25 protein-coding genes and 1 pseudogene are annotated in these 25,362 nt (G+C 74.0%); 14 read left to right on the top strand and 12 right to left on the bottom strand.

Translation table 11 applies throughout. The annotated features are described in order from the left end of the window. Positions 1 to 7: 7 nt before the first annotated feature. The 3 genes from AB0B55_RS02105 to AB0B55_RS02115 all read right to left on the bottom strand — a co-directional run bounded on the left by AB0B55_RS02105 (position 8) and on the right by AB0B55_RS02115 (position 1,284). Positions 8 to 433 carry an ATP-binding protein gene (locus AB0B55_RS02105; RefSeq protein WP_357117733.1) on the bottom strand — a complete coding sequence of 142 codons (426 nt, stop codon included), beginning with the start codon at positions 431 to 433 and terminating at the stop codon, positions 8 to 10. Further along, on the bottom strand, positions 433 to 765 hold the full coding sequence (locus tag AB0B55_RS02110) for an STAS domain-containing protein (RefSeq protein ID WP_357117736.1): 333 nt from the start codon (positions 763 to 765) through the stop codon (positions 433 to 435). Before AB0B55_RS02110 ends, AB0B55_RS02105 begins: the two co-directional genes overlap by 1 nt. A 186-nt stretch (positions 766 to 951) precedes the next feature. Continuing rightward, positions 952 to 1,284 (bottom strand): nuclear transport factor 2 family protein, encoded by a 333-nt coding sequence (locus AB0B55_RS02115; protein ID WP_357117740.1) that lies wholly within the window; start codon positions 1,282 to 1,284, stop codon positions 952 to 954. A gap of 185 nt (positions 1,285 to 1,469) precedes the next feature. On the opposite strand from AB0B55_RS02115, the gene AB0B55_RS02120 reads away from it, so the two are divergent. Together AB0B55_RS02120 and AB0B55_RS02125 are read left to right on the top strand one after the other, a co-directional pair. Further along, positions 1,470 to 1,856 (top strand): DUF2267 domain-containing protein, encoded by a 387-nt coding sequence (locus tag AB0B55_RS02120; RefSeq protein WP_357117743.1) that lies wholly within the window; start codon positions 1,470 to 1,472, stop codon positions 1,854 to 1,856. Between the two features lie 161 nt (positions 1,857 to 2,017). Next, the gene (locus AB0B55_RS02125; RefSeq protein ID WP_357119380.1) at positions 2,018 to 2,980 is read left to right on the top strand and encodes a hypothetical protein; all 963 of its coding nucleotides are present in this window, start codon (positions 2,018 to 2,020) and stop codon (positions 2,978 to 2,980) included. 51 nt (positions 2,981 to 3,031) lie between these two features. Here AB0B55_RS02125 and AB0B55_RS02130 read toward each other — a convergent pair whose 3' ends face one another. Beyond that, positions 3,032 to 3,868, bottom strand: a complete 837-nt coding sequence (locus AB0B55_RS02130) for a copper resistance protein CopC (protein WP_357169575.1) — start codon at positions 3,866 to 3,868, stop codon at positions 3,032 to 3,034. Positions 3,869 to 3,971: 103 nt separating this feature from the next. On the opposite strand from AB0B55_RS02130, the gene AB0B55_RS02135 reads away from it, so the two are divergent. From AB0B55_RS02135 to AB0B55_RS02145, 3 genes are all read left to right on the top strand, one after another. Continuing rightward, positions 3,972 to 4,466: a hypothetical protein gene (locus tag AB0B55_RS02135; RefSeq protein WP_357117750.1), complete on the top strand. Its 495-nt coding sequence runs from the start codon at positions 3,972 to 3,974 to the stop codon at positions 4,464 to 4,466. Between the two features lie 6 nt (positions 4,467 to 4,472). Further along, positions 4,473 to 5,828: a hypothetical protein gene (locus AB0B55_RS02140; RefSeq protein WP_357117753.1), complete on the top strand. Its 1,356-nt coding sequence runs from the start codon at positions 4,473 to 4,475 to the stop codon at positions 5,826 to 5,828. 339 nt (positions 5,829 to 6,167) lie between these two features. Further along, positions 6,168 to 6,935: a nucleotidyltransferase domain-containing protein gene (locus tag AB0B55_RS02145; RefSeq protein WP_357117756.1), complete on the top strand. Its 768-nt coding sequence runs from the start codon at positions 6,168 to 6,170 to the stop codon at positions 6,933 to 6,935. A gap of 7 nt (positions 6,936 to 6,942) precedes the next feature. Here AB0B55_RS02145 and AB0B55_RS02150 read toward each other — a convergent pair whose 3' ends face one another. The 4 genes from AB0B55_RS02150 to AB0B55_RS02165 form a co-directional block, all read right to left on the bottom strand. Continuing rightward, complete coding sequence (locus AB0B55_RS02150; RefSeq protein ID WP_357169578.1) at positions 6,943 to 8,337, bottom strand: FAD-dependent oxidoreductase; 1,395 nt, start codon at positions 8,335 to 8,337, stop codon at positions 6,943 to 6,945. 162 nt (positions 8,338 to 8,499) lie between these two features. Further along, a complete protein-coding gene (locus tag AB0B55_RS02155) occupies positions 8,500 to 9,261 on the bottom strand; it encodes a methyltransferase domain-containing protein (RefSeq protein WP_357117764.1) in 762 nt (253 codons plus the stop codon). Between the two features lie 123 nt (positions 9,262 to 9,384). Beyond that, positions 9,385 to 11,043 (bottom strand): hypothetical protein, encoded by a 1,659-nt coding sequence (locus AB0B55_RS02160; RefSeq protein WP_357169581.1) that lies wholly within the window; start codon positions 11,041 to 11,043, stop codon positions 9,385 to 9,387. 206 nt (positions 11,044 to 11,249) lie between these two features. Further along, positions 11,250 to 12,812 (bottom strand): bifunctional NAD(P)/FAD-dependent oxidoreductase/class I SAM-dependent methyltransferase, encoded by a 1,563-nt coding sequence (locus tag AB0B55_RS02165; RefSeq protein WP_357169584.1) that lies wholly within the window; start codon positions 12,810 to 12,812, stop codon positions 11,250 to 11,252. Positions 12,813 to 12,886: 74 nt separating this feature from the next. On the opposite strand from AB0B55_RS02165, the gene AB0B55_RS02170 reads away from it, so the two are divergent. Continuing rightward, complete coding sequence (locus AB0B55_RS02170) at positions 12,887 to 13,480, top strand: XRE family transcriptional regulator (protein ID WP_357117773.1); 594 nt, start codon at positions 12,887 to 12,889, stop codon at positions 13,478 to 13,480. 92 nt (positions 13,481 to 13,572) lie between these two features. Here AB0B55_RS02170 and AB0B55_RS02175 read toward each other — a convergent pair whose 3' ends face one another. Both AB0B55_RS02175 and AB0B55_RS02180 read right to left on the bottom strand, forming a co-directional pair. After that, positions 13,573 to 15,315 (bottom strand): sulfatase-like hydrolase/transferase, encoded by a 1,743-nt coding sequence (locus AB0B55_RS02175; RefSeq protein ID WP_357169587.1) that lies wholly within the window; start codon positions 15,313 to 15,315, stop codon positions 13,573 to 13,575. Positions 15,316 to 15,404: 89 nt separating this feature from the next. Continuing rightward, positions 15,405 to 16,115 (bottom strand): annotated as a pseudogene (locus AB0B55_RS02180) (CDP-alcohol phosphatidyltransferase family protein); the annotation flags it as partial. Positions 16,116 to 16,208: 93 nt separating this feature from the next. Between AB0B55_RS02180 and AB0B55_RS02185 the strand changes: the two are divergent. The 7 genes from AB0B55_RS02185 (at position 16,209) to AB0B55_RS02215 (ending at position 21,974) form a co-directional block, all read left to right on the top strand. Beyond that, positions 16,209 to 17,192: a dehydrogenase gene (locus AB0B55_RS02185; RefSeq protein WP_357169589.1), complete on the top strand. Its 984-nt coding sequence runs from the start codon at positions 16,209 to 16,211 to the stop codon at positions 17,190 to 17,192. 2 nt (positions 17,193 to 17,194) lie between these two features. Further along, on the top strand, positions 17,195 to 17,593 hold the full coding sequence (locus tag AB0B55_RS02190; RefSeq protein WP_357169592.1) for a 6-carboxytetrahydropterin synthase: 399 nt from the start codon (positions 17,195 to 17,197) through the stop codon (positions 17,591 to 17,593). Further along, the gene (locus tag AB0B55_RS02195) at positions 17,590 to 18,678 is read left to right on the top strand and encodes a glycosyltransferase family 4 protein (RefSeq protein WP_357169595.1); all 1,089 of its coding nucleotides are present in this window, start codon (positions 17,590 to 17,592) and stop codon (positions 18,676 to 18,678) included. Before AB0B55_RS02190 ends, AB0B55_RS02195 begins: the two co-directional genes overlap by 4 nt. Continuing rightward, the gene (locus AB0B55_RS02200; protein WP_357169598.1) at positions 18,675 to 19,499 is read left to right on the top strand and encodes a class I SAM-dependent methyltransferase; all 825 of its coding nucleotides are present in this window, start codon (positions 18,675 to 18,677) and stop codon (positions 19,497 to 19,499) included. Before AB0B55_RS02195 ends, AB0B55_RS02200 begins: the two co-directional genes overlap by 4 nt. 63 nt (positions 19,500 to 19,562) lie before the next feature. Then, a complete protein-coding gene (locus tag AB0B55_RS02205; protein ID WP_357119382.1) occupies positions 19,563 to 20,501 on the top strand; it encodes a lysylphosphatidylglycerol synthase transmembrane domain-containing protein in 939 nt (312 codons plus the stop codon). Positions 20,502 to 20,559: 58 nt separating this feature from the next. Beyond that, complete coding sequence (ribA, locus tag AB0B55_RS02210; protein WP_357117794.1) at positions 20,560 to 21,270, top strand: GTP cyclohydrolase II; 711 nt, start codon at positions 20,560 to 20,562, stop codon at positions 21,268 to 21,270. Beyond that, positions 21,267 to 21,974 (top strand): dihydrofolate reductase family protein, encoded by a 708-nt coding sequence (locus AB0B55_RS02215; protein WP_357169601.1) that lies wholly within the window; start codon positions 21,267 to 21,269, stop codon positions 21,972 to 21,974. Before ribA ends, AB0B55_RS02215 begins: the two co-directional genes overlap by 4 nt. On the opposite strand, the gene AB0B55_RS02220 is transcribed toward AB0B55_RS02215, so the two are convergent. After that, positions 21,941 to 22,414, bottom strand: coding sequence for a hypothetical protein (locus AB0B55_RS02220; protein WP_357169604.1), 474 nt, complete (start codon positions 22,412 to 22,414; stop codon positions 21,941 to 21,943). The genes AB0B55_RS02215 and AB0B55_RS02220 overlap by 34 nt on opposite strands. Continuing rightward, positions 22,407 to 23,732 (bottom strand): molybdopterin-dependent oxidoreductase, encoded by a 1,326-nt coding sequence (locus AB0B55_RS02225; protein ID WP_357117803.1) that lies wholly within the window; start codon positions 23,730 to 23,732, stop codon positions 22,407 to 22,409. Before AB0B55_RS02225 ends, AB0B55_RS02220 begins: the two co-directional genes overlap by 8 nt. 268 nt (positions 23,733 to 24,000) lie before the next feature. Between AB0B55_RS02225 and AB0B55_RS02230 the strand changes: the two genes are divergently transcribed. Then, positions 24,001 to 25,065 (top strand): NAD-dependent epimerase/dehydratase family protein, encoded by a 1,065-nt coding sequence (locus tag AB0B55_RS02230; protein WP_357169607.1) that lies wholly within the window; start codon positions 24,001 to 24,003, stop codon positions 25,063 to 25,065. Positions 25,066 to 25,362: the final 297 nt, after the last annotated feature.

A 25,362-nucleotide genomic window follows, 5' to 3' on the forward strand; every position in this document is an offset into this window, starting at 1 on the left:
GCCCGGCTCACCGCGACAGCCGGATCCGGACCACGGTGCCCGCACCGGCGGTGAACACCCGTACCTCGTCGCAGATCCGCTCGACGATGGCCAGCCCGCGACCGCGTACCGCGTTGGCGGCGGGCATCTCCCGGCCGAGCGTCCGCGCCGGGCCCTGGTCGACGACGTCGCAGAACACCTGGTCGCCCTCGGCCCAGAGCCGGACCCGGCCGCCACCGGTGGTGTGCTGCAACGTGTTGGTCGCCAGCTCGCTGACCGCGAGCGCCAGCAACTCCACCCGCTCGGCCGACAGGCCCCGCGCCGTGGCGCCCTGGCAGACGAACGTGCGCAGCGCCCGCAGGTCGGCCGCCACCTCGTACGCCATCGTGTCGGTGCGCGGGGCCGACGGCGGCTCCTCGGCCACCGCGTGCGCGTTGGGTCGGTCGGCCGCCATCAGCCCGCCAGCCGCGGGTCGTCGGCGGGCGGACGCAGCAGGTTGCCCACGCCGGTGATGTCGAGGACCGCCGCGACCGGACCGGAGGCGTTGACCGCGTACAGGTGCCGGCCGTCGGCGCGCGCCGCCTGGTGGGCGGTCACCAGGCCGTGCAGGCCGGTGGAGTCGAGGAACCGCAGCCCGCCGACGTCGACCACCACCACCGCGGCGGCGCGTACCGCCGCGGACAGCACGGTCGTCAGCTCGGGCTGGGCCGCCAGGTCGCACTCACCGGTCAGCGTGACCACGATTCGCCCGGCTGCCGTGGACGTGCGGGCCTCGAAGTGCGCCATCGGACAGCAGCACCCTTTCTCGTCGCGTCGGCCGTTGTCGGGACATCATGTCATCCGATGGCCGGTCGGCCGTGTCCTCCGTTCGGCGGTTGATCAAGAAGGTGCGGCCACTGTGCGACGGCGGACGGGTCAGGACCCCGAGTCGTCCGCGACGGACCCGCTCAGCTCGCGTCACCGCGCGTCCCGCTACGGGCGGATGTCCAGTGCGCCGATCAGGTCGTCGCGCAGGGTGAACCGGTACCGCAGCTCGACCGGGCTGCCCGGGAAGTCGCCCGACAGCCGTGTGAGAACCAGGTAGGAGTCGCCCGCCTGGGGCGTGACCCGCACCGGTTCGGCGGTGTACGAGTACTGCGCCATCGAGCGCTCCCGCCAGGAGCGGATGGACGGACGGCCGTCGTACAGCCGGTCCTCGTCGGCCACGCTCGCCGTGTCCGCGAAGCAGGCGACGAAGGCGTCCACGTCCCCGTCGCCGACGGCCCGGAAGTACCTGTCGATCACGTCGGGCAGGTCGACCGCCATCTGCTCCTCCTGCGGCCCGGGCCGCCCGTCGGGGCGGCCGCCGTGGTCCCGGTCCGACCTCACGGTACGAGACACGGCGGGTGGGGCGCGGCGCAACCGGCAGAACCGCCGGGCCAGCGCCTCCCGGGGTTTGTCGCCGTCCGGCCCGGGTAGCCACGCGTTCCGGCGACGGAAGGGGCGGGTCCATGGCCGAACTGGCGTTCGTCGACAAGGTGGCGGCACGGGCGGGTATTCCGCCGGCCGAGGCACGCCCGCTGACCGAGGCCGTGCTGCGCACGCTCACCGAGCGTCTCAGCGGGGGCGAGGCCACCGCGCTCGCCCCGCACGTGGCCGACGAGCTGAGTCCGCTGCTGGTCAAGGCCGCCGAACCGCCCGAGACATTCGGGTACGACGAGTTCCTGCGCCGCGTCGCCGATCGCGCCGGCACGGACCGGGCCGGGGCCGAGCGGGGCGTACGGGCGGTCTTCGAGACGATGCACCGGGTGGTCGGGCACCGGGAGTTCTCCGATGCCCTGTCCCAGCTCCCGGCGGAACTGCGGGCACTGGCGCAGCCGCTGCCGCACGGCCCCTGACCGACGCGCGCCTGATGCGTCGGTGACCGTTCGGTCCCTGGCGTGTCGCCACGACACCGGATCTACTGTGCGTAACCGATCGAACGCGCAGTGGCGGTTGTCCCCGCGCCCGTCCGCCGGGTCGTCGCCGCTCCGATCCGAGGAGCGTCCCCTTGGCGTCCATGGTGTCCCCGCGTCCCCTGCTGACCGCAGTGACGACAGTCGTCGCGCTGATCACCCTCGCTCCCGCTCCCGCCGTGGCGTCCCCGCACAGCTATCGGGTCGTCGACCTCGGCACCCTGAGCGGGGGTGACGGCGCTGCGACGGCGATGAACGATCGCGGCGACATCGTCGGCTGGAGCACCGTCGCCGGCGGCGCCCGGCACGCCGTGCTGTGGCGACACGGCGTCATCACCGACCTGGGCGTGCTGCCCGGTGACACCGATTCCAGCGCCGTGGACGTCAACGAGTTCGGTGACGTGGCGATCACCTCGTTCGGCTCGGACTACCTGACCCGCGCGGTGCTCTGGCGCGACGGCCACCTCCGTGACCTGGGCACCCTGGGCGGGGAGAACAGCGTGGCGATCGGCGTCAACGACCGGCGGCAGGTGCTCGGCACCAGCGAACCGGCCGGCGACATGCCGCACCGTTTCCTGTGGCGCGACGGCGTCTTCACCGACCTGGGTCGGGAGTACTTCTACGAGTTCACCGCCGACTTCAACAACGCGGGCGACGTGGTGGGCGGGTTCAACGTGCCGCCGCAGGACTACCCGTGCACCTGCGTCGGTGGCCGGCTGCGCGACGGCGTCTTCACCCAGATCGGCAGCGAGGCGCTCGGGGTCAACAACCGGGGTCAGGTGGTGGGGGCGGCGAACGGGCGGGCGTTCCGCTGGCAGAACGGGACACTCACCGACCTCGGCACGCTCGGTGGCGACTGGAGCCGCGCCACCGCGATAAACGACCGCGGTGAGGTGGTGGGCCAGAGCGCCACCACCACCGCCGCGTGGCACCCGTTCCTCTGGCGCAACGGGTTGATGACCGACCTGACCACCCGGGGCGTGGGGGAGACCGACTGGATCGAGGACATCAACATCCGGGGCCAGCTCGTCGGCGCCCGGGGGAACCGGCCGGTGCTGTTCCGCTGAGCGGAGATCTTCGCGCTGTGGACGTGTGGGCGTGGCCTGACTACCCGGGCGTCAGCGGCGGCCGCGACGAGCCGGCCGGCGGTTGGCTCCGCCGCGTTGCCGCGGGGCGCCGCCGCCGTGTGGACGTGCGGCGCCGCCGCGCGGGCGGGCCGCTCCGCCGGTCGGCCGTGCCGCCGGGCGACGGCGGGCCGCCACGACGATGAGCGTGCCCACCACGGCGACGATGACGACGGGGATCACCCAGGACGGGAGCCCGCGCTCCTTCGAGGACGACGGCGGCGCGGCGGCGGGCGTCACGGCCGGGTCGAGGGTCGCGGCCGGCACGGCGGACGCCGACGCGGTGCCCTCGGCCTGGGCCAACAGGGCGGGATCGGGGCCGTTCGTCGGCGCCGCCCAACCGGCCGGGGCCGCCGTGCTCGGCCCCTGGTAGTCGAAGGTGACGGTGCCCTTCACGGCCTCACCGTCGGACGCGACCGTGAGGTAACTGGCGGTGTAGCGGCCCTTCGCCGGCCAGTGCGCGACGGTCACCATCGCGGGAAAGCCGGTGTGGTACAGCCGGGGCTCGAAGGTGCCGTTGACCATGAAGTACTCCTGGACCGGCTTGTCCAACCGCTTCGGCTCGCCGTACGACCAGCCGCTGTCCACCCGTGACCCGTTCGGGCCGGTGAGGGTGAAGTGCGCGTTGGCGGCCGGCTTCTCCGTGAAGTACAGCTCCACCCTCTCGAGGGGCTGGCGCACCACGGTGCCGGTCAGCGGAGTGGAGGTCGCCAACTGGCCGTGCGCGGACGCCGGGGCGGCGGGCAGCGCCAGCGACGCGACCACGAGCACGGCCAGCACCGCCACGGCGCGACGTACGACATTACCGACAGTGACCAGCCTCGATCGCATTCGTTCATCATGGTCATTTCCCCGCCGCCGAACAAGACGTAGAGTTCACCCTCCGACGATCACCTCGACACCCCGTCCCCCTCGCGTCGTTCGGAGTTCACCCGTGTCCGTCCCCGGTTCGCGCCCCACCGCCCGCCTCACCGCCCGCCCCGCCGCCCTGCTGGTCACCGGTCTGCTCACCGCCGTGCTCGCCGCGGGCTGTGGCCAGAACGGCGACCCGTCCGTGGCCGCCCCCTCGACGGCCCCGACAACCGCCGTCGCGCCGACCCCCTCCGTCGCGCCGACCATGGCGGGCAGCCCCACTCCCACCCCCGCGGCCAGTACCCCCGCCGCCGTCGACCGGGAGATCACCGTGACCATCGCCAAGCGACGGATCACCCCGCCGACGGGCCGGGTGACCGTGAACAAGGGCCAGTCGGTCCGGATCACGGTCACCTCGGACGTCGCCGACGAGCTGCACGTGCACGGCTACGACCTGGGCGCCCGCCTCCCGGCCGGCACACCGGGCTCGGTGGAGTTCCGGGCCGACAAGACCGGGTTGTTCGAGGTCGAGACGCACGAGACCGAGCTGGTGCTGTTCCAGCTCGTCGTCCGCTGATCTCCGATGTCCGCCGCACCCACGCTGCTGGCGCACGGCGTCGGCGGCCGTCAGGACCTCCCGATCACGCTGCCCGAGCTCGTCGTTGCCGCCGCTCTGACCCTGGTCGTCACGTTCGTCGCGCTGGGCGTGCTCTGGCGGGAGCCACGCCTGGACCGTGATGCCTCAGGTGGTCGGCCGGTGCCGGACCGGCTGGCCCGCCTCGTCGACGCCCCCACGTTCCGGTGGGCGCTGCGCGTACTGGGCCTGCTCGGCGCCGGCTGGTTCGGTGTCGGCCTGCTCGCCGGGCCGGACACCCCGGAGAACCCGACGGCCGGAGTGCTCTACGTGCTCCTCTGGGTCGGTCTGGTGCCCGTCTCGCTGCTGTTCGGTCCGGTGTGGCGGGCGGTTAACCCGCTGCGTACCGTGCATCTGCTCGGCGCGCTGGCGGCCCGGCGCGACCCGGCGCGCGGCGTCCGTGAACTGCCGGCCGGTCTGGGCCTCTGGCCCGCCGCGCTCACCCTCTTCGGGTTCGTCTGGCTCGAACTGGTCGCGCCGGACCGGGCCACGCTGCCGGTCATCACCGCGTGGCTGGCCGGGTACGCCGTGGTGATGCTGGCCGGCGCCGTGGTGTTCGGCGCGGCGTGGTTCGACCGGGCCGACCCGTTCGAGGTCTACAGCGCGCTCGTCGGCCAGCTCGCTCCGATCGGCCGGGCCGCCGACGGTGTGCTGGTGTGGCGCAACCCGCTCGACGGGATCGCCGGGCTGCGGCCCCGCCCCGGGCTGGTCGCCGTGGTGATCGTGCTGCTCGGCTCGACGATGTTCGACAGCCTCTCCAACGCGCCGGTCTGGCTGCGCTTCGCCCAGGAGAACGGGCTGCCTCCGGTGGTCACCGGCAGCGCGGGACTGGTCCTGGTGATCGGGGCGGTCGCCGTGGCGTACCTCGCCGCCACGGGCGTCGCGGCCCGCGTCGGCCGCACCGAGCCGGCGGACGCCGGCGCGGTCGGGGCGCGGCGCGTACCGGGCGAGATCGCGCACTCGATCGTCCCCATCGCGGTGGGTTACGTGGTGGCGCACTACTACTCGCTGTTGATCCTGGAGGGTCAGCGCACCCTCGCCCTGCTCTCCGACCCCCGCCACACCGGCGCGGACGTCTTCGGCACCGCCGGCTGGGAACCGCACACTGCGTTGGTGACCCCGTCCGGGGTGGCCAATCTTCAGATCACCGTCATCGTCGTCGGGCACCTGCTCGGCACGCTGCTCGCCCACGACCGCGCCCTGTACCTGTTCCCCCGGGCGCGGGCGGTCGCCGGTCAGCTTCCGCTGCTCGCGCTGATGGTCGCCTACACCGTCGCCGGCCTGCTGCTGCTCTACGCCGGTTAGGCCGAGGGTCAAAGCCCCTGGCCGGCCTGCCGAGGGTCCGGACGGCGACCGGCCGCTTCGGCCGCTGGTGGCGCGTCGCTCGCGGGCCCGTGGTCCGGCCGGATCGGAGCCACCCGCTCCAATGAGCGTGATGCCGGTGAGTCATCTTGATGACTCACAGGCATCACGCTCAATGTGGTGTCCGCCGTCGGCCGTCGGCCGCGCCGTCGGCGCCGTCCGCCGTCGACCCGCAGGGGCGCGGCCCACCGCCGGCCCACCGCCTGGACTCCGCCTCGGCTCGACGGAGGACCTTGACCACCCGGCCTGGGCGCGTCCGCGCCCGCAGACGAGGATGGGCGCGTGGACTCCGCTCTGACGCGCTACCTCGACGATCTCGTGGCCACCGCCCGGGAGGTCCTCGGCGACGATCTCGTCGGCGCGTACGCGGCCGGTTCGGTGGGGCTCGGCGCGTACGAGCCCGGCCGCAGCGACGTGGACGTGGCGCTGGTCTGCGCCGGCCCGCTCACCGACACCGTCAAGCGGACGCTGGTGGCGCGGCTTCGTCACGAGTCCCTGCCCTGTCCGGCGCGCGGGCTGGAACTGGTCGTTTACCGGCGGGCGGTGGCGGCGGCCGGCAGCCCCGAACCCGGCTTCGAGGTCGAGCTGAACACTGGACGCGCCATGCCGTTCCGCCGCACCCTCGACCCGGCCGATCGGCCGAGCGCCGACGGCCGCTTCTGGTACGGGCTGGACCGCAGCATCCTGCGCCAGAGCGGACTGGCGTTGCTCGGTCCGCCGGCGGCCGAGGTCTTCGCCGACCTCGCCCCGGCCGACCTGCGTCGCCTGTTGATCGAGGCGCTGACCTGGTGGCTGGCCCTGCCAACGCCGCCGGACGACCGGCCCGCGCCCGGCACCGAGGACGCCGTGCTCGGCGCCTGCCGCTCGCTGGTGCGGCACCGCGACGGCGTGTGGCTGTCCAAGGTGGACGCCGGTCGGCGGCTCGTCGACACCGGCTATCCCGCGGAGGTCATCCGTCGGGCGATCGCCGCCCGGCACGGCGGTCCACCGCCCACCGGCGCCGAGGCCCGCGCCTTCCAGCAACGGGTACGCGCCGAGATCGCCGGCTGACCTGTGCTCAGCGCACCGGTCGGCTCTGCAATGACGCGAAGAGCAGGTTGAGGCCCTCGGCCATGGTCGGATGCGTGATGATCGCGTCCCGCAGCGCGGCCCATGGCATCCGCGCGAGCATGGCCAACTGCACCGAGGTGATCACCTCACCCGACTCCGGGCCGAGCAGCGCCGCGCCCAGGATCAGGTCGGTGCGGGTGTCGATCACCGCCTTCCACATGCCCCGGGTCTCGCGCAGAGTGCGGGCGCGGGGGATCGCGGCGACCGGCAGGTGGGCCACCTCGACGTCGTATCCGGCAAGGCGCGCGTCGCTCTCGCTGAGACCGACCCGCGCCAGCTCCGGGGTGGTGAAGACGGTGTACGGAACGAGCCGCCCGGACGTACTGCGCCGCTCGCCGGCCAGGTTCGCCCGGATGATCCGGTAGTCGTCGAGCGACACGTGCGTGAACTGCGGGCTGCCCGCGACGTCCCCGGCCGCCCACGTCCGCTCGGCGCTGGTGCGCAGATACTCGTCGACCAGCACGAAGCCACGCTCATCGAGCCGGACACCGGCCGCGTCCAGCCCCAGCCCGTCGGTGACCGGCGCCCGGCCGGCCGCCACCAGCACCTCGTCACCGGTCACCACGCTGCCGTCGTCGAGGGTGACCCGGAGCGTCCCGTCGGGGTCGCGGTCGACCCGGGCGACGGCCACGCCGACGCGGACGTCGATGTCGTCCGCGAGGAAGACCCGCATCAGCGCGTCGGCGACATCGGGGTCCTCGCGGCTGAGTAGTTGCGGGCCGCCCTCGATCACCGTCACCGCGCTGCCGAACGAGGCGAACATCTGCGCGAACTCGACCCCGACGGTCCCGCCGCCGAGCACCACCAGCCGTGCCGGCAGCCGATCCAGCCGGAGAAGGTCGTTGCTGGTCAGCACTCCGGCCTCGGCCATCCCGGGCACGGACGGCAGATGCGGGCGGGTGCCCGTGTTGATGACCACGTCGGCGCCCCGCAGCAGTCGTTCACCCCCGTCGGCCAGCTGCACCCGAACGGTCCGATCGGCGACGAACCGGGCCGCACCGATCACCAGGTGCAGACCCGAGTCGAGGAACTGCTGCCGGTTGGCGGCGACCATCCCCTCGACGACGTCCTGCTTGTGCGCCCGCAGCAGGTCGATGTTGACCCGCCCACCCTCGACGGCGAGGCCGAGCGCGGCGGCGTGCCGTAGCTGGTGGGCCGCCCGCGCGCTCGTCACCAGCGCCTTGGTGGGGATGCACGCGACGTTGATGCAGCTCCCGCCGATCATGCCGCGCTCCACCATCGCCACCCGGCGTCCGGAGCGGGCCACGTCCATGCTCAGCGTCTTGCCGGCCTTGCCGCCGCCCACGACGAGCAGGTCGAAGTCCTCCGGTTGGTCGGTCACGGGCGCTCCTTCGCGGCCACGGGGTGCTCGTCGTCGCCACCCGGGCCGGCGGTCGTCGGTGCGTGTCGGCCAGCCCAGCCTGCCAGCTCCGACGGGACGTCCGGGGCGGTTCCCGGCGAATGCAGGTGGCGTACCAGGGCGGCGAGGGGTGGCCGTTGGTCGTCAGGCCTCGGCCGTGACCAGGTAGAGGGTGAAGCTCGCCAGCAGCGGACCGGCGGCAAGACGGCGAAGCCACGGCCGGACCTCCCGGTCGACCATCTCGCCAGCCGCCACCGCACGGGCGGAGTTGCGCCGCAGCCCCAGGATCTGATCGGCCGTGCCGAAGTCCTCGAAGACGACGGCGATCGCCTCGACCGATCGCACCCGCAGGCCAACTCGCGCCGACAACCGGACCAGCTCCCGACCGACGGTCGGATTCCGCACCCGCCCCGCCACGAACCGGGCGAAGCGGCGGCTCGTGGCCACGTCCTCGTCGGCGACGGCCAGGGTGTCCCAGTCCGGCTCGGTCACCACGAGCACACCCGCCGGGCGCAGCACCCGGCGGACCTCGGCCAACGCCGCCGCGGGATCCTCCACGTGCATCAGGACGCGATCGATCCGGGCCCTGTCCATGCTGATGTCGTCCAACGGAAGCGCGTGGGCGTCGCCCACGCGCAGGTCGATCCGCGGCCGGTCGGCCAGCCGCCGACCCGCCTCCGCGAGCATCCTCGGGTCACGGTCGACGCCGACCACCAGGCCGTCGGCCCGGACCGCATCGGCCAACCGCCCCAGGTCGGTGCCTGGCCCGCAGCCGACGTCCACCACGCAGTGCCCCGGCCGCAGGTCGAGAGCGTCGACGGCACGCCTCTTGTAGTCGCGACCGATCGGGGTGGCCGCGGCCGTGTCCAGGTACGCGATCCGGTCCGCACTCGTGAGCTGGCTCATCCGCCCATCCCACCATCGACTCGTGGGCGTGCGGCGCAGCCGGTGTGTGGGTTCGGTGAAGATCGTCGAACCCTGGTCGTACCGGGCCCGGAGAACGTACGCGCCCCGGGCCCGGACGACCGGTCAGTGCCGGGCGGTGCCGTTGTCGCTGACCGGCTGCCCGAAGGCCAGGAACGGTACGGGCGTCGGAGCGTCGGGCCGGGTGAAGATGGGCTCGTGGGTGGGCGTGCGGTCGGCCGGCCCCACCGGGTATCGCAGCGGCGTGCCTGCCGGACGCTCGCCATCGGCGCGGTCGTCGTCGGCCCGGTCGTCGTCGGCGTGCGCGGCATCGGCGTGGACCGCCTCGTCGCCGGTCTCGTCGGTACCGGCCCGGTCCGCCTCGACGCGCGCCTGCTCGGCCTCGGCCTCGTCGTCACCGGCGCCCTCGACGTCGGCCCGCCCGGTCTCGGCGCCGTCGCCCGCGCCCCGGTCGACCGGGATCGGGTCGGCGGCGGCGCGACTCGACCGTGGACCGACCATCGGATACTCGGCCGTCTCCGTACCACCGGCAGCGGCGGCCATCACGGCGGCGGCGGCCAGGTCGGCCACCCGCTTCGCCTCCCGCTGCACCCGGGCACGGACCTCCTTGGCGTGCCGCTCGGCGGAGTCGCCGGCCCGCCGGGCCTCGTCGAGCCGGGTCGCCTCGGCGGTCAGGTCGCGACGCACCTCGCTCAGCCGTTGCTGCATCCGGGACAGCTCGTTCTCCAGGGTCTCACCCTCCTGGCGGACCTCGGCGAGCTGCTGCTGGGCGGTCTCCAACTCGGCGTGCAGTTGGGCCGACTCCTCCCGGCGCTCCTCGATCTCCTGCTGGAGCGCGGTCAACTGCTCCTGGTGGCTGGCGGCCTGCTCATCGGCCCGGTTCCGCAGCTCGGTCACGTGCTGCTGCGCCTCGGCGAGCAGCGCGGCGATCTGCTGCTCGGTGGAGCTGCGCTGCTCGGCCAGCTCCTCCTGCGAGGCCGCCTGCAACTCGGCGATCTCCTGCTCGGCGGCGCTGCGCCACTCGGCGACCTCGCGCTCCACGCCGGCCTGCCACTGCGCCATCTCCTGCTGGTTCTTGGCGCGGGCCGCCTGGACCTCCTGCTGGATCTGCGTACGCGCCGACTTCATCAGCGCGTCGGCAGCCACCCGGGTCTGGTTGAGCTGCTGCGCGCTCTGCTCGGTGATGCGCTTCGCCTCGTGCTGGGCGCGTTCGTGCGCGGCCTCACCGTCGGCGCGTAACTGCTCGGCGCGTTCCCGGATCGCCGTCAACTCGGCCTCGGCCACGGCGCGGCGCTCCTCGTACGCCTGCTCCTGCTCGCTGCGCCGCGCGGCCACCTCCTCGGACAGATCCTGTCGTGCCTGCGCGGCCCGCTCACGGGTGTCGGCGAGGATTCGCTCCGCCTCGGTGCGCAGCTCGTTGGCGCGGTCGGCGGCCGACTCGGTGATGAGGGCGGCCTGCTTCTCGGCGAGGGTCAGTATCTCGCCCACCATCGGGCCCAGATCCTGGAACGAGGCGCGGTCCACCTGAACCGGCTGCTCGTGCATCTCGGCCAGCTCGGCCCGCAGCCGCTGCACCTCGGCGGTCAGCTCACGCACCCGTACCGCCGACCGCCCGTGCTCGCCGCTGAGCATGGCGATCTGCCCGTCGAGCTGCTCCAGGTGCCGGTCCACCTGGCGTTTGTCGTAGCCGCGCAGGGCGAGCTCGAAGCTCGGCCGCGAGGCCGCATCGTCGCGTGTTGCGAGCGGCTCAGCGCCGATGGACATGCACCATCCTCCGTACGGTCGGGCGCAAGGTCAACCGCCCTGCGGGCCGTGAGTGTGGCGCAACGCTACCGCCGAGCCCACCCCCGTGCGAAGGCACGCACCCCTCATTCGCCGATCATGGAGTCGTGGTGCCCGGAAGGCCCTGATTGGCGGCTCTTGTCATTCACCACGACTCCATGATCGACGGTGACGGGTTGGGGGGTGGGTTAGCGGCGGCGGGCCAGCAGGACCGCGTCGTGGTGGACCATGTCGTGCGGGCCGGGGCGGGAGCGGGTTGCGGTGGTTTGGACTTGCCAGTGGGTTGGGTCCAGGTCGGCGGCGACGTCCTCGGCGGTGTACATCATGTCCGGCATGTGCATCCGGTGGCTCGACGTCCACAGGTCCATCGGGTGGTGGCCCACGATCAGCAGCGCGCCGCCCGGGGCCACCGCGGCGGCCAGGTGGGCGAACAACTCCCGCCGCTGCGTCGGCGGCAGGTGCATGTACTGCGCGGTCACCAGGTCGTAGGCCTCCTCAGCGGGCGGCTTGTCGCGCAGGTCGGCGTGGAGGAACTCGATCCGGTCACCGACTCCGGCGGCCTCGGCGTGCTCGGCGGCCCGACCCAGGGCGGTGGTCGAGATGTCCACGGCCGTCACCTGCCAACCCCGCTCGGCCAGCCACACCGCGTCGGCGCCCTCACCGCTGCCCACGTCCAGCGCCCGCCCGGGGCTGAGATCGGCGGTCTCGGCGACCACTTGCGGGTTCGGGCGGCCACTCCACACCGCCGGCTTCGACAGGTACCGCTCCTCCCAGGCCGGCTCCTCGAAGGTCGTGGCGACCAACTGCCGGTACGCGGTCACCGCGTCCCGGGTCTCCTCGGCGATGAGGTCGGCGTTGATCGCCGCCCCGGCCATGAGCCCGGCGGCGGCGGACGTGATGACCTGACCACGCAGGTCGGCCACGTTGCCGGCGACCCAGACGCCCGGAACGGTCGTCGCGCCGGTGGCGTCGGCGGGGATCTGGGTGCCCACCACGTGCCCGCCCATCGTCACCTCCTCCGGGGCGAGACCCAGCCCCACGAGCAGGTCGGCGCGGGGCGACGTGCGGGTGGCGACCACGACGGCGTCGAGCGCCACGACGCGGCCGTCGGCGAGCCGGACACCACTGAGCGCGTCCCCGGTCACCTCGAGCGCGGCGATCGGACCGGGTACCACCGGGATGCTCCGGGCGGCGAGCCGTTCGGCCGTCTCCTCGTCCGGGGTTGGCGCGTCGTGCAGCAGGAGCAGCACGTCGGAGGACCACTGCCGCCACATCTCGGCCTGGTGCACGGCCATCGGCCCGGTCGCCAGGATGCCGATCCGCCGGTCCCGAACCTCCCAGCCGTGGCAGTACGGGCAGTGCAGCACGTCGCGACCCCACCGCTCGGCCACCCCGGGCACGTCGGGCAGCTCGTCGGTGAGCCCGGTGGCCACCAGGAGCCGGCGGGCCCGCACCGCGTCGCCGTCGTCGAGGGCGATCCGGAAGCTGTCGTCCTCCCTTGTCACGGTACGGACCCGGCCGTTGCGGAACTGCCCGCCGTACCCGGCCACCTCGTCGCGTCCGGCGGCGATCAGCTCGGCCGGCGGCGTCCCCTCCCGGCCCAGGTAGTTGTGCACGCGGTCGGCGGGCGCGTTGCGCGGCTCGCCCGAGTCGATCACCAGCACCGACCGCCGCGCGCGGCTCAGCGCCAGAGCGCCGCTGAGCCCGGCCGCGCCACCGCCCACCACCACCACGTCGTACGTCTCGTCCACCGGAATGTCTCCCTCTTCGTCGGTTGAGCCCACCATCCGTCGCCGCCACCAGGATGGCAAGTATCGTTGCCGTTATGGCAAACGACGACAACGCCGCGCTGGCCGCCGTCGGCCCCCGGTTGCGGGCTCTGCGCCACCAGCGCGGCACCACGCTGACCCAGCTCGCCGACCTGACCGGCATCTCGGTGAGCACCCTGTCCCGGCTCGAGTCCGGCAGCCGCCGGCCCACCCTGGAGCTGCTGCTTCCGCTGGCCCGCGCCTACCAGGTGGCCCTGGACGAGCTGGTGGATGCCCCGGCCACCGGCGACCCCCGCGTACGCCCCAAGCCGATCGTGATCCACGGCGTGACGCATCTGCCGCTGACCCGCCGCCCCGGCGGCCTGCAGGCGTTCAAGCAGATCTTCCCGCCGGATCCGACCGCCGGGGGACGAACCCCGCAGGTTCACGAGGGGTACGAGTGGCTGTACGTGCTCTCGGGTCGACTGCGCCTGGTGCTCGGTGACCGCGACCTGATCCTGACGCACGGGGAGGTCGCCGAGTTCGACACCCGCATCCCGCACCTGATCATGAACCCCGGGCCGGGCACCGCCGAGGCGCTCAGCCTCTTCGGGCCGCAGGGGGAGCGGCTGCACGTCCGCGCCCGCCCCGCCGCGTCCGACGAACGATGATCATCACGACATCGGCGATGTCGCGGTTTCCCTGCCAGCTGAACACCCCGACATCGGCGACCTCGGGTCGATCATGCGTAGGTCCGAACAGCTCAGCGAGGTGCGGCCAACGGCGGCGTCGACGACCCGAAGGCGGTCAGGAACCGGTCGCGGAAGGAGTCCATCGGCCACACCGGCGCCTGTGGACCCGGCCGCAGGCCGTCCTGCCAGCCCCACCCGGTGATCTGTTCGAGGACCTTCGGGTCCCGGGCGACGATCGTGATCGGCACGTCCCGGCTCGCGCCCTCGCCGGTCACCACCGGAGCGGGCTGGTGGTCGCCCAGGAAGACCAGCACCAGATCGTCGTCGCCGTAGGTCTGCACGTAGGAGATCAGCGACTGGAGCGAGTAGGCGATCGCCTGCCGGTAGCCGGCCCGTACCCGGCCGGTGTCCCGGTCGTCCTTACCGCCGTCCTTCGCCCCGGCGTCGCCGTGGTAGACCGAGCCGTCGCCGACCGCGTCCCAGCCGATCATGCGGGGCACCGCCGTCCACGGCGAGTGGCTGGAGATCAGCGGGATCTCCGCCATGATCGGACGGTCCGCGTCGGCGCGCACGTGCCGCTGGAAGAAGGACAGCGTGTACTGGTCGGGCATCGGCGCGTAGGCGAACTTCGGGCCCCGGTAGCCGAGCGCCTCGGTGTCGTAGTAGCGGTCGTACGAGAAGAAGTCCTTCTCCGGCCAGGGTTGGGTCGCCGCCGGCAGCACCCCGACGGTCTGCCAGCCGGCCCGGCGGAACGCGCCGTTGAGGGTGAGCCGGTCGCTGGCCAGCAGACTGCGGTGCCGCTGCTCGTTGTCCGTCCACAGACCCGACAGCAGGGTGTCGTGCGCCAACCAACTACCGCCGCCGAACGTGGGGGAGGTGAGAAAGCCGCTGCGTGAGCCGTACCCGGCAGCGCGCAGGCTCGCGGTCCCGGCGTCCAGCACCTCGTTGACCTGCGGCGCCAACTCCGGGTCCTCGACGGCGTCGCGCCCATAGCTCTCCACGAAGGCCAGGACGACGTCCTTGCCGCGCAACCCGGTCAGCAACTGCTCGCCCGGGGCGTCCTGGAACGGGTCGGCGTCGATCTGGGCGGTGAACCGGCTCCCGTCGTGCAGCCGCGCGTCCACCTGCTCGGCGTGCGCGCCCACCAGCGCGGTGGTCCCGGCGTCGGCCACCGGCACACCCGGGACGATCCGCGCCCCGGCGACGGCGCAGACCACCCAGACGACCGTCAGCGCGGCCACCGCCCGCGTCGCCGTCCGCTCGTGGTCCACCAGCAGCGACGCCAGCCGCCGCAGTGCCACGGTCACCACGACCAGCAGCGCTCCGATCAGCAGCACGACGCCGACCAGCGCGCCGAGCGCGCCGACCCGCCCCGCCGAGTCCCGGACGAAGCCGAACGCGTCGTCCAGCAACAGCCAGTCCAGCACCAGGTCGAACGGGCGGTCGAGGGCCGTGCGGAACCCCAGGTCGGCGAGTTTCACGATGGCCAGCAGGCCGAGCAGCGGCCCGAGCACGGCCACCACCATCCGTCGTGGTCGCGCCGGCAGCGCCAGCAGCAGCGCGGCCACCAGCAGACCCTCCAACGGGATCCGCACGAGCGCGCCGGGGGTCAGCTCACCGAGGCGGTCCGGTCCGACCAGGACCACGTACACCAGCAGGACCGCCAGCACCGTGCCCGCCCCCCGCAGCGCCCGCCGCGCCGGGCCGCGCGACGCGGGCGACACCACGGGAGTACGACCAGCGGCGTCGCCGGTCGACGCGGAGCGCCCGCGCAACCGGTCGGCGAGCCGGCGTCGCCGAGGTGCGAGGGTCATCGGGGCCTCCAGTCGGAGTGGACCGTACCGCCGGAGCGCGCCGCCAGCGCGGGCCGGGGCACCGGGAGCGTCGGCGTGGGCACCGGCAGCAGCGGGCGAGCCGGCCGGGGCGCCGGGCGGCGACGCCACAGCCAGGCCACGTCCCGGCCGAACGACTCGACCAGCAGCGCCAACGCCGCCACCAGGACCAGCGTGGTCCACGGCTCCGGCAGCGCCCGCGCGGCCGCCACCGTCAACAGCACTCCCTGGGCGGCGGCCACCACCTTGCGCCAGAAGCGCGGCGGCAACGTGCCCCGCAGCCAGGGCAGGACCGCGCTCGCCGCGACGAAGGCGTACCGCATCGCGCCGATGGCCAGCACCCAACTTCCGGCCGCCGGGGCGACGTAGACGCTGAGGACCAGGATGAGGAACGCGTCGACCTCCATGTCGAAGCGCGCCCCCAGGGCGCTGGCGGTGCCGGTGCGCCGGGCGACCTGGCCGTCCACGGCGTCCAGCAGCAGGGCCACCGCGCTCAACGCGACCAGCAGCCCCACCGGCGTCGGGCGGTCGAACGAGTCCACGACCAGCGCGGTGACCGCGCCGACCAGGACGCCCCGGGCCAACGTCACCCGGTCGGCGGGGCCGAGGCGGGACGCGCCGGACAGGTGCAGGCCCCGGCTCAACGCGAGACAGGTGACCGCCGCGTAGCCGACGCCGGCCAGCCAACCCGCCGTGTCCAGACCCACGGTGGCGGCCAGCGTCGCCAGCACGACCAGTTGTGCGGTGAGCCCGATCACCGGACCGCTTCGAACTGTGGGCACCGTACCTCCGTGTTTATGATCGACGACCCCGACAGGGAACACGGAAATCAGGGCCGTTCGGTTCGACCGGGACAAAAGGTGAGGTGTACGAGGGTGAACCGCGAGGCGTACGCCTGCTGGGTGCGCGAGCCCGGCGCGGCGGAGATCCGGCCGGTGCCACTGCCCGCCCCGGGCCCCGACGACGTGCTGGTCCGCGCGCGCTACTCCGGGGTCAGCCGGGGCACCGAGACGCTGGTGTTCGCCGGTCGGGTGCCCGCCGACCAGTACGCGGCGATGCGCGCCCCGTTCCAGGAGGGCGACTTCCCCGGCCCGGTCAAGTACGGCTACCTCAGCGTCGGCGTGGTCGAACAGGGCCCGCCGGAACTGCTCGGGCGTACGGTGTTCTGCCTGCACCCGCACCAGAGCGCGTACGTCGTTCCGGCGACCGCCGTGGTGCCGGTGCCCGACGACGTGCCGCCCGCCCGCGCCGTGCTCGCCGGCACGGTGGAGACCGCCGTGAACGCCCTGTGGGACGCCGCGCCCCTGCTCGGCGACCGGGTCAGCGTGATCGGCGCGGGCATGGTGGGCTGCTGCGTCGCGGCGCTGGTGGCGCGGTTCCCCGGTGTGGACGTCGAGCTGGTCGACACCGACGCCCGCCGGGCCGGGGTGGCCGGGGCGCTCGGCGTCCGGTTCGCCCGACCCGCCGACGCGACCGGCGACCGGGACCTGGTGGTGCACGCCAGCGCCACGTCCGCCGGCCTGCAACAGGCGCTGGACCTGCTCGCGCCCGAGGGCACGGTGGTCGAGCTGAGCTGGTACGGCGACCGCCAGGTGCAGGTGTCCCTCGGTGGGGCGTTCCACTCCGGACGGCTCACCGTGCGCAGCAGCCAGGTCGGCATGGTCGCGCCCGCGCGGCGCGGTCGTCGCAGTTACACCGACCGGTTGGCGCTGGCCCTGGATCTGCTCGACGACCCGGCGTTCGACGCGCTGATCACCGGCGCGTCCCGGTTCACGGAGCTACCCGACGTACTCGCCCGACTGAGTTCGGGTGACCTGCCCGCGCTCTGCCACCTCATCACCTACGACGACGGGGAGTGACCATGTTCAGCGTGACCGTTCGGGATCATATGATGATCGCCCACAGTTTCCGGGGCGAGGTGTTCGGCCCGGCTCAGCGCCTGCACGGGGCGACGTTCGTGGTGGACGCGACGTTCCGCCGGCCCGACCTGGACGCCGACGGCATCGTCGTGGACATCGGCCTCGCCACCGAGCAGCTCCGGGCCGTGGTGGGGGAGCTGTCCTACCGCAACCTCGACGACGAGCCCGCCTTCGCCGGCATGAACACCACCACGGAGGTGCTCGCCCGTACCGTCGCCGACCGACTGGCCGAGCGGGTACACGCCGGCGACCTGGGGGCCGGTGCCCGGGAGCTGGCCGGTATCACCGTCACCCTGCACGAGTCACACGTCGCCTGGGCCAGCTACGAGCGGTCGCTGTGACCGACGCGGGCCGGCCGCCGCCGGCCCACGCCCCCGACGCCGCGCGCCGACGTACGGTGCACGTCGTCCTGCCGGGGGACATCGACGACCCGGGCACGCCCAGCGGTGGCAACACGTACGACCGGCGGGTCTGCGCCGGGCTCGCCGAGCGTGGGTGGACGGTGCACGAGCACCCGGTACCCGGCGCGTGGCCGCACCCCGACCCGGCCGACCGGGCAGCGCTGGCCCGGCTGCTCGCCACCACGGCGGACGACGCCGTGGTGCTCGTCGACGGCCTGATCGCCTCGACGGTGCCGGAGCTGCTCGCCCCGCACGCGACCCGGCTGCGCCTCGTCCCGCTGGTGCACATGCCGCTCGACGACGAGGCCGAGGGTCGTGCGCTGGCCACCGCCAGCGCCGTCGTCACCACCAGCGGGTGGACCCGCCGCCGGCTGCTGGCCCGCCATGCGTTGCCCGCCGAGCGCGTCCACGTCGCGCCGCCCGGGGTGACGCCCGCTCCGGTGACGAATCCCGGCAGCGCAACCGGTGACCGGTTGCTCTGCGTCGCCGCGGTCACCCGTCACAAGGGTCACGACCTGCTGGTCGACGCCCTGTGCGTGCTGGCCGAGACGCCGTGGACGCTGGTCTGCGCCGGCACCCTGACCCGGGAACCCGAGCTGGTGTGCCAGCTGCGCGACCGGCTCGCCGGCGCCGGCCTGGCGGAACGGGTCCGACTGGCCGGCCCGCTGACCGGCCCGGCGCTCGACGCCGCGTACGCCGCCGCCGACCTGCTGGTCCTGCCCTCGCGGGGCGAGACGTACGGGATGGTCGTCACCGAGGCCCTCGCGCGTGGCGTACCGGTGCTGGGCACCGACGTGGGGGGCCTGCCCGAGGCGCTGGGTCGCGCCCCCGACGGCGTCGTGCCCGGTCTGCTGGTCCCGCCGGACGATCCGGCCGCCCTGGCCGGCGCGCTGAGCCGGTGGCTGGGCGACGACGAACTGCGGTCCCGGCTGCGGCGCGCCGCGCTCGCCCGCCGCGACACCCTGTCCGACTGGCCGGTGACGACCGCGCGCCTGGCCACCGTGCTGGAGGAGGTGACGGGGTGACCGTCGAGGAGACCCTGCCCTTCGCCGACTGGCTGCGTCTGCGGGAGCCGGCCGACGCGGCGGCCCGCGCCGACGACCTGCTGGACGCCGTCCGACCCCGACTGGCCGGCCACGACCCGGTCGTGATCCACGACCTGGGCAGCGGCACCGGTTCGATGAGCCGCTGGCTCGCCGCCCGGCTCAGCGGACCGCAGCGGTGGGTGCTGCACGACCGGGACGCCGACCTGCTGGCCCGCGCCGCCGACAGCATGGCCGGGGTGACCGCCGCCGACGGAGCGCCGGTCACCGTGCACACCCGCTGCGGCGACCTGACCCGGCTCACCGCCGCCGACCTGTCCGACGGCGCGCTGGTCACCGCGTCCGCGCTGCTGGACATGTTGACCGCCGAGGAGGTCGAGCGGGTGGTCACGGCCTGTGTGGACGCCGGCCGCCCCGCCCTGTTCGCGGTCTCGGTGACCGGACGGGTCCGGCTCACTCCCGAGGACCCGCTCGACGCCGCGGTCGAGGAGGCGTTCAACGCGCACCAGCGGCGTACCGTCGACGGCCGTCGGTTGCTCGGCCCGGACGCCGCCGCCGTCACCGCCGCCGCATTCGCCCGGCGGGGCGTGCCCGTGGTCGAGCGGCCCAGCCCGTGGCGACTCGGCCCCCAGCAGGCCGACCTGGCCGCCGAGTGGTTCCGGGGCTGGCTGGGCGCGGCCTGCGAGCAGCGGCCCGACCTGGCCGGCCCGGCCGACGCGTACGCCCGACGTCGGCTGGCCGAGGCGGCGGCCGGCCGGCTGGGCGTGGTGGTCGAGCACCGGGACCTGCTGGCCGGTGGATGAACCATCCACACCCTGGGTACGTGCACTAAGAGAGTGGACGATCTTCAGGGAGGACCGGCGTCGATGGTGTGGGCCTGGGCACGAGTGGTCGGCGGGGTGGGCCTGCTCGCCGTCCTGCTGTGGCAGGTGGGCGGCGGCGCGTTCCTCGCCGGCGTACGGCTGATCGACGCCCCGGCGCTGGCCGCGGCCCTGCTCATCGGCGCGCTCACCACGGTCTGCGCCGCGTGGCGGTGGAGTCTCGTCGCCGGTGGCCTGGGCGTGCGGCTGCCGCTGGCGACCGCGGTGGCGCACTGCTACCGGGCCGTGTTCCTCAACGCCACCCTGCCCGGCGGGATGCTCGGGGACGTGCACCGGGCGGTGCGCCACGGCCGCGACGCCGGCGACGTCAGCCGGGGTATCCGCGCGGTGGTCTGGGAACGTGCCGCCGGTCAGGTGGTGCTGGTGGGCGTCGCCCTGGTCGTGCTCGCGGCGTTCCCGTCCCCGGTGCGTCCGTACCTGCCGGCCACCGCCGCGCTGCTCGTGGCGGTCGGACTGGCCGCCGTACTCCTGGCTCGGTTGTTGCCCGGTACCGGCCGGTCCCGGTGGGCGCGTGGCGTGCGAACCGCCGTCGCCGACGTGCGGACCGGACTGCTGGGCCGGCGGACCTGGCTCGGCGTGCTGGTCGCCTCCGCCGTGATGGTCGCCGGTCACCTGGCCACCTTCCTGGTGGCGGCCCGGACCGCCGGATCCGACGCGCCGCTGACGAGGTTGCTGCCCCTGACCCTGCTCGCCCTGCTGGCCATGGGCCTGCCCCTGAACGTCGCGGGCTTCGGCCCCCGCGAGGGGGTGGCCGCCTGGGTGTTCGGCGCGGCCGGTCTCAGCGCCTCCGAGGGTGTCGCCACCGCCACCGTCTACGGCGCGCTCGTGCTGGTGGCCAGCCTGCCCGGCGCGGCCGTGCTGCTCGCCCGACGGGCCCGTGAACCCACCGCCGCTCGGGAAGCCGCCTCGCCCGGCGGCTGTTGATTCAGTGGTGAAACGGTACGCGTCGCCGCCGTCCCGCGGCGCCGGACGAAGGAGTCCCATGCCCGAAGCACTGCCCGTCGCCACGGTCCGTACGCAGGTCACGGTGCCGTTGGCGTTCCCCGACGGCTACACCACCACCGTCCGGGTGTTCACGTTCAAAGGTCTGGTCGACGGTCGCGAACACCTCGCCCTCGGCCTGGGCGACTGGGCCGGCGCGCTGGACCGGCTCACCGCCGGTGGGGAGCCGCCGCTGGTCCGCCCGCACAGCGAGTGCCTGACCGGGGACGTGTTCGGCAGCCAGCGCTGCGACTGCGGGCCGCAACTGCGGGAGGCGGTGCAGCGGATCGCCGAGACCGGCGGGTTCCTGCTCTACCTGCGTCAGGAGGGCCGGGGCATCGGCCTGTACGCGAAGCTCGACGCGTACGCCCTTCAGGATGCCGGCCTGGACACCTACCAGGCCAACGTGGCGCTGGGCCGAGGCGAGGACGAGCGCGACTACACCGCCGCCGCGCAGATGCTGGCCACGCTCGACGTGCCGCGCGTACGCCTGCTCAGCAGCAACCCCGACAAGGCCGAACAGTTGACCCGGCTGGGTGTCGACGTCGTGGAACGCGTCCCCACCAGCGTCTTCCTCTCCCCGGCCAACGCCGACTACCTGGCGGCGAAGGCCGCCAAGGCGGCCGAGGCAGAGGCGGCCGAGGCAGCGGCCGAGGCCGCAGCGGCCGAGGAGCGGGCGGGCCGCACCCCTGACCGGCCCGTCTCCCGGTGAGCTGCCGGCCGGCGTCGCCACGGCCCTACGTGCTGCTGAGCTGCGCCACCTCCATCGACGGGTACATCGACGACACCTCCGACCAGCGTCTGTTGCTGTCCAACGAGGACGACCTCGACCGCGTCGACGCGGTCCGGGCCGGCTGTGACGCGATCCTGGTCGGTGCCGCCACCGTCCGCCGTGACGACCCCCGCCTGCTGGTGCGATCGGCGGCGCGGCGGACCGAACGGGTGGCGTGCGGCCAGCCCGCCTCGCCGGTCAAGGTGACGCTGACGGCGCGCGGGGACCTCGACCCGACCGCGCGGTTCTTCACCGCGGGCGACTCCACCCGGCTGGTCTACTGCGCCAGCGGCGCCCTGGACAAGACCCGGGAGCGGGTCGGCGAGCTGGCCACCGTCATCGACGGGGGAGAGCCGGTCGACCTCGGCTGGGTCCTGGCCGACCTGGCGGCGCGGGGGGTGCGCCGCCTGATGGTCGAGGGTGGCGGGACGGTCCACGCCCAGTTCCTCACCGCCGGCCTCGCCGACGAGCTGCACCTGGTCGTCGCCCCGTTCTTCGTCGGCGACCGTCGGGCGCCACGCTTCGTCGACGAGGGCCGCTTCCCCTGGCATCCGGGCCGCCGGGCCCGACTGGCCGAGACGCGCCAGATCGGCGACGTGGTGTTGCTGCGCTACGCGCTCTCCGAGCGCTGCCCCGACGACTGACGGCGACGCCGCAGCGCGTACGCGAGCGCGCTGAGCAGGAAGAGCGCCCCGCTGAGCGCCAGCCAGCGCAGCAGGTACGGCCGCTGCGTCTGGCCGGTGGCCGCCTCGTGGGTCGTCTCGCCCCAGCGCAGGATGCCGGGTGCGTAGACCAGGAACAGCAGCGCCGTGCCGAGCGCCGGCACCCGCAGGTGGTTGAGCAGCACGACGCGACCGCGTGCCGCCGCGCGCAGCACGCGGTCGACGCTCGCGTACACCGGGAACAGCACCAGGTCGTGCGCGACGACCGCGCCGACGAACCAGAGCAGCATCCGGCCGAACGTCGCCTCGTCGGCGAGGCGTAGCGCCACCCAGCCGGCGAGCACGATCACCGCCGTCACCAGGGCGAGATGCCAGGGCGCCGCGCCGTAGGCCGCCCGCGGCCGAGCGGTGCGCTCAGTCATCGGTCCGCTCCCGGAAGTCGATCTCGGCGACCCACTTGGTGCAGTGCACGCCGGGCAGGGCGGGCACGATGACCCGGGCCGGATAGCCGTGGTCGGGGGAGAGGTCGACGTCGTTGACCCGCAACGCCAGCAGCGAGTCGGGATCGAGGACCTGGTTGGCCGCGAGTACCGCCGTGCGGAACAGCCCGGCCTGCTCCAGCGACGACACCCGCGCCGAGACCGGGTCGGGAACGCCGGCGAGCGCGGCCAGGTCACGAAGACGTACGCCGGTCCACCTCTGCCGGGTCGACCAGCCCTCCACGCAGGCGATGGGCAGCGCGGCCGTGTGCTGGGTCAGGGCCAGCAGGCCGGGCCGGTCCAGGGTCACCGTTCGCCCACCGCCGCGCAGCGTCAGTCGCCAGCTCGCGTCGGTCTGCTCGGGACGTACGCCGGCGGCGGCGACGGTGCGGTTGACCGGGAAGCCGTTCGGCCCGGTGCCGGGTTGTCGCCCGCGAGGCAGCAGCAGCGCGGTACGCCGCAGTGGACCGTCCAGGCTCTCCCCGATGGTCAGTACGGCCAGCAGCAGCGCGCCGCCGCCCACCAGGGCCACCGCCCCACGTCGGCTGACCGTGGCCGGGCCCGGTTCGGTCGCGACCAGGCCGTCCGGGTCGGGTGGTTCGGGTCGCGTGTCGGCGCGCGTGGTCCGCAGCTCGGTGCCCGGCGGGCGGGATCGCAGCGCGGTCACCAACCGGGGGAACTTGATGATCACGTGCGCCACGAAGGCCGCCGTGAAGATCCACGCGCCGAAGTAGTGGGCGGTGTAGAAGTCGAAGCCGAACACGTACGAGTACTGGATGTTGAGCAGGCCGGTGGCGATCTGGAACAGGATCCCGCCGACCAGCAGCAGCAGGGTGAGCCGTTCCAGCACCTGCGCCACCGAGCGGGCCGGCGGCCAGGCGAACAGCTTCGGCAGCACCGACCACAGCTTGCCCAGCACCACCGGGACGAGCACGATCCCGAGCGTCACGTGCAGGCCCTGGGTGACCCGGAACAGCCAGGACGGCCGCGTGGGCCAGTCGAAGACCGGCAGCCGCAGCCAGCCGACGTCCTGCGGGAACGCCTGGTCGAAGCGGGGGCCGTAGGCGGCGTAGTCGAGCAGCCCCGTGATGATCACCAGTGGTAGCGCCACCAGCAGCGCCGAACCGTAGACGGCGGTGAGCCAGGGACCGCGCAACGGACTGCGCCAGGCGCGTTCGGCCGCGTCCACACCCGGCGGACGATGCCGGGCCAGTCCCCGCCAGAGCCCGCGCGGCGCGCCGTAGCCGTCCGCGTCCGACACCGGGGCCCCGCTGTCGCCCGGGCCGGGCCTTGCTCCTGGCACTCGCTGTTCCCTCCTGGTCCTCACATCCCGCCGTCGTCGGCCCGCCGGGCGCGAGCGCCGGTGGCGGGCACTGCCGGCAGGTTAGACCGCAGGGGTACGACGCAGCGGGGTTTACCGCATTACCGAACGCTTACCGGGCCATCGTGGCCGGCCGAGCTGTTGCGAACTCCTTACGGCTGCGCCGAACCGGCCCGTCGGACGCCCGACCGGCCCTACCGTGTCCGACATGCGCGTACTGGTCACCGGCGCGGCCGGGTTCATCGGGTCGCAGGTCGTCGACCTGCTCGTCGAGCAGGGCCACGAGGTGGTGGCGCTGGACGCGCTGCTGCCCCAGGCGCACGGCGGGGAGCTGCCTGCCTGGTCACGTGAGCACCAGGTGGTGCGCGGCGACGTCCGGGATGGCGCCCTGCTGGATCGCCTGCTGCCCGGTGTGGACGTGGTCTGTCACCAGGCGGCGATGGTCGGCCACGGCCTGGACCCGTCGGACGGCCCCGACTACGTCACGCACAACGACTACGGCACGGCCGTGCTGCTGGCCGCCCTGCACCGGGCGGGAATCGGCCGGCTGGTGCTGGCCAGCTCGATGGTGGTGTACGGCGAGGGGCGCTACGCCTGCCCCGAGCACGCCACGGTGCGCCCCGCGCCACGGCGACCCGAGGACGTGGCGGCCGGCCGGTACGACCCGACCTGCCCCCGCTGTGGTCGGGGCCTCGACCCGGTGCTCGTGCCCGAGGACGCGCCGCTGGAGCCGCGCAGCACGTACGCCGCCAGCAAGCTCGCGCAGGAACACCTGGCCGCCGCCTGGGCCCGACAGACCGGTGGGACGGTGTGGGCGCTGCGCTACCACAACGTCTACGGCCCTCGGATGCCCCGCGACACCCCGTACGCCGGAGTAGCGTCCATCTTCCGGTCGGCGCTGGCGGCCGGCATGGCCCCGCGCGTGCTGGAGGACGGCCGGCAACGGCGGGACTTCGTGCACGTCACCGACGTGGCGCGGGCCAACCTGCTGGCGCTCACCCGCGACCTGCCACCGGCCACCCTCGTACCGGTGAACGTGTGCTCGGGCGAGCCGCACACCGTTGGGGAGCTGGCGGTCGCCCTGGCCGAGGCGATGGGCGGACCGGCCCCGCAGGTCGTGGGCGGGGCACGCGCGGCCGACGCGCGGCACGTGGTCGCCGACCCGCGCCGTGCCGCGGAACTGCTCGGCTACACCGCCCGGGTCGGCTTCGCCGACGGCGTGGCCGGCTTCGCCACCGACCCGCTCCGCGAACCAGCCGCCATAGCAGGCTGACCCCGCCCCTAACCCCCACCCCCGCCCCGCCCGGCGTGCGCCGATCTTGCACTTTCTGCTGCGACAGATGTGGGCACATAGTCCATATCGACAACCGAAACCGCAAGATCGACGCGTCAAGGGGGCGGGGAGCGCGTTGTCACTCCTATGGGCGTGATGACTGTGGGGCATCTTGATGCCTCACAGTCATCACGCCCACCGGAGTGGCCGGTCCCGCGTTGGCCGTGGCCCGGCGCGCCGGATGACCGCCCGCCTACGGCTGGCGTGCGCATGCGCCGGGCAAGCCGCGGGCCCGGT

Source organism: Micromonospora sp. NPDC049107 (assembly GCF_040648595.1).
Taxonomy (GTDB): domain Bacteria; phylum Actinomycetota; class Actinomycetes; order Mycobacteriales; family Micromonosporaceae; genus Micromonospora.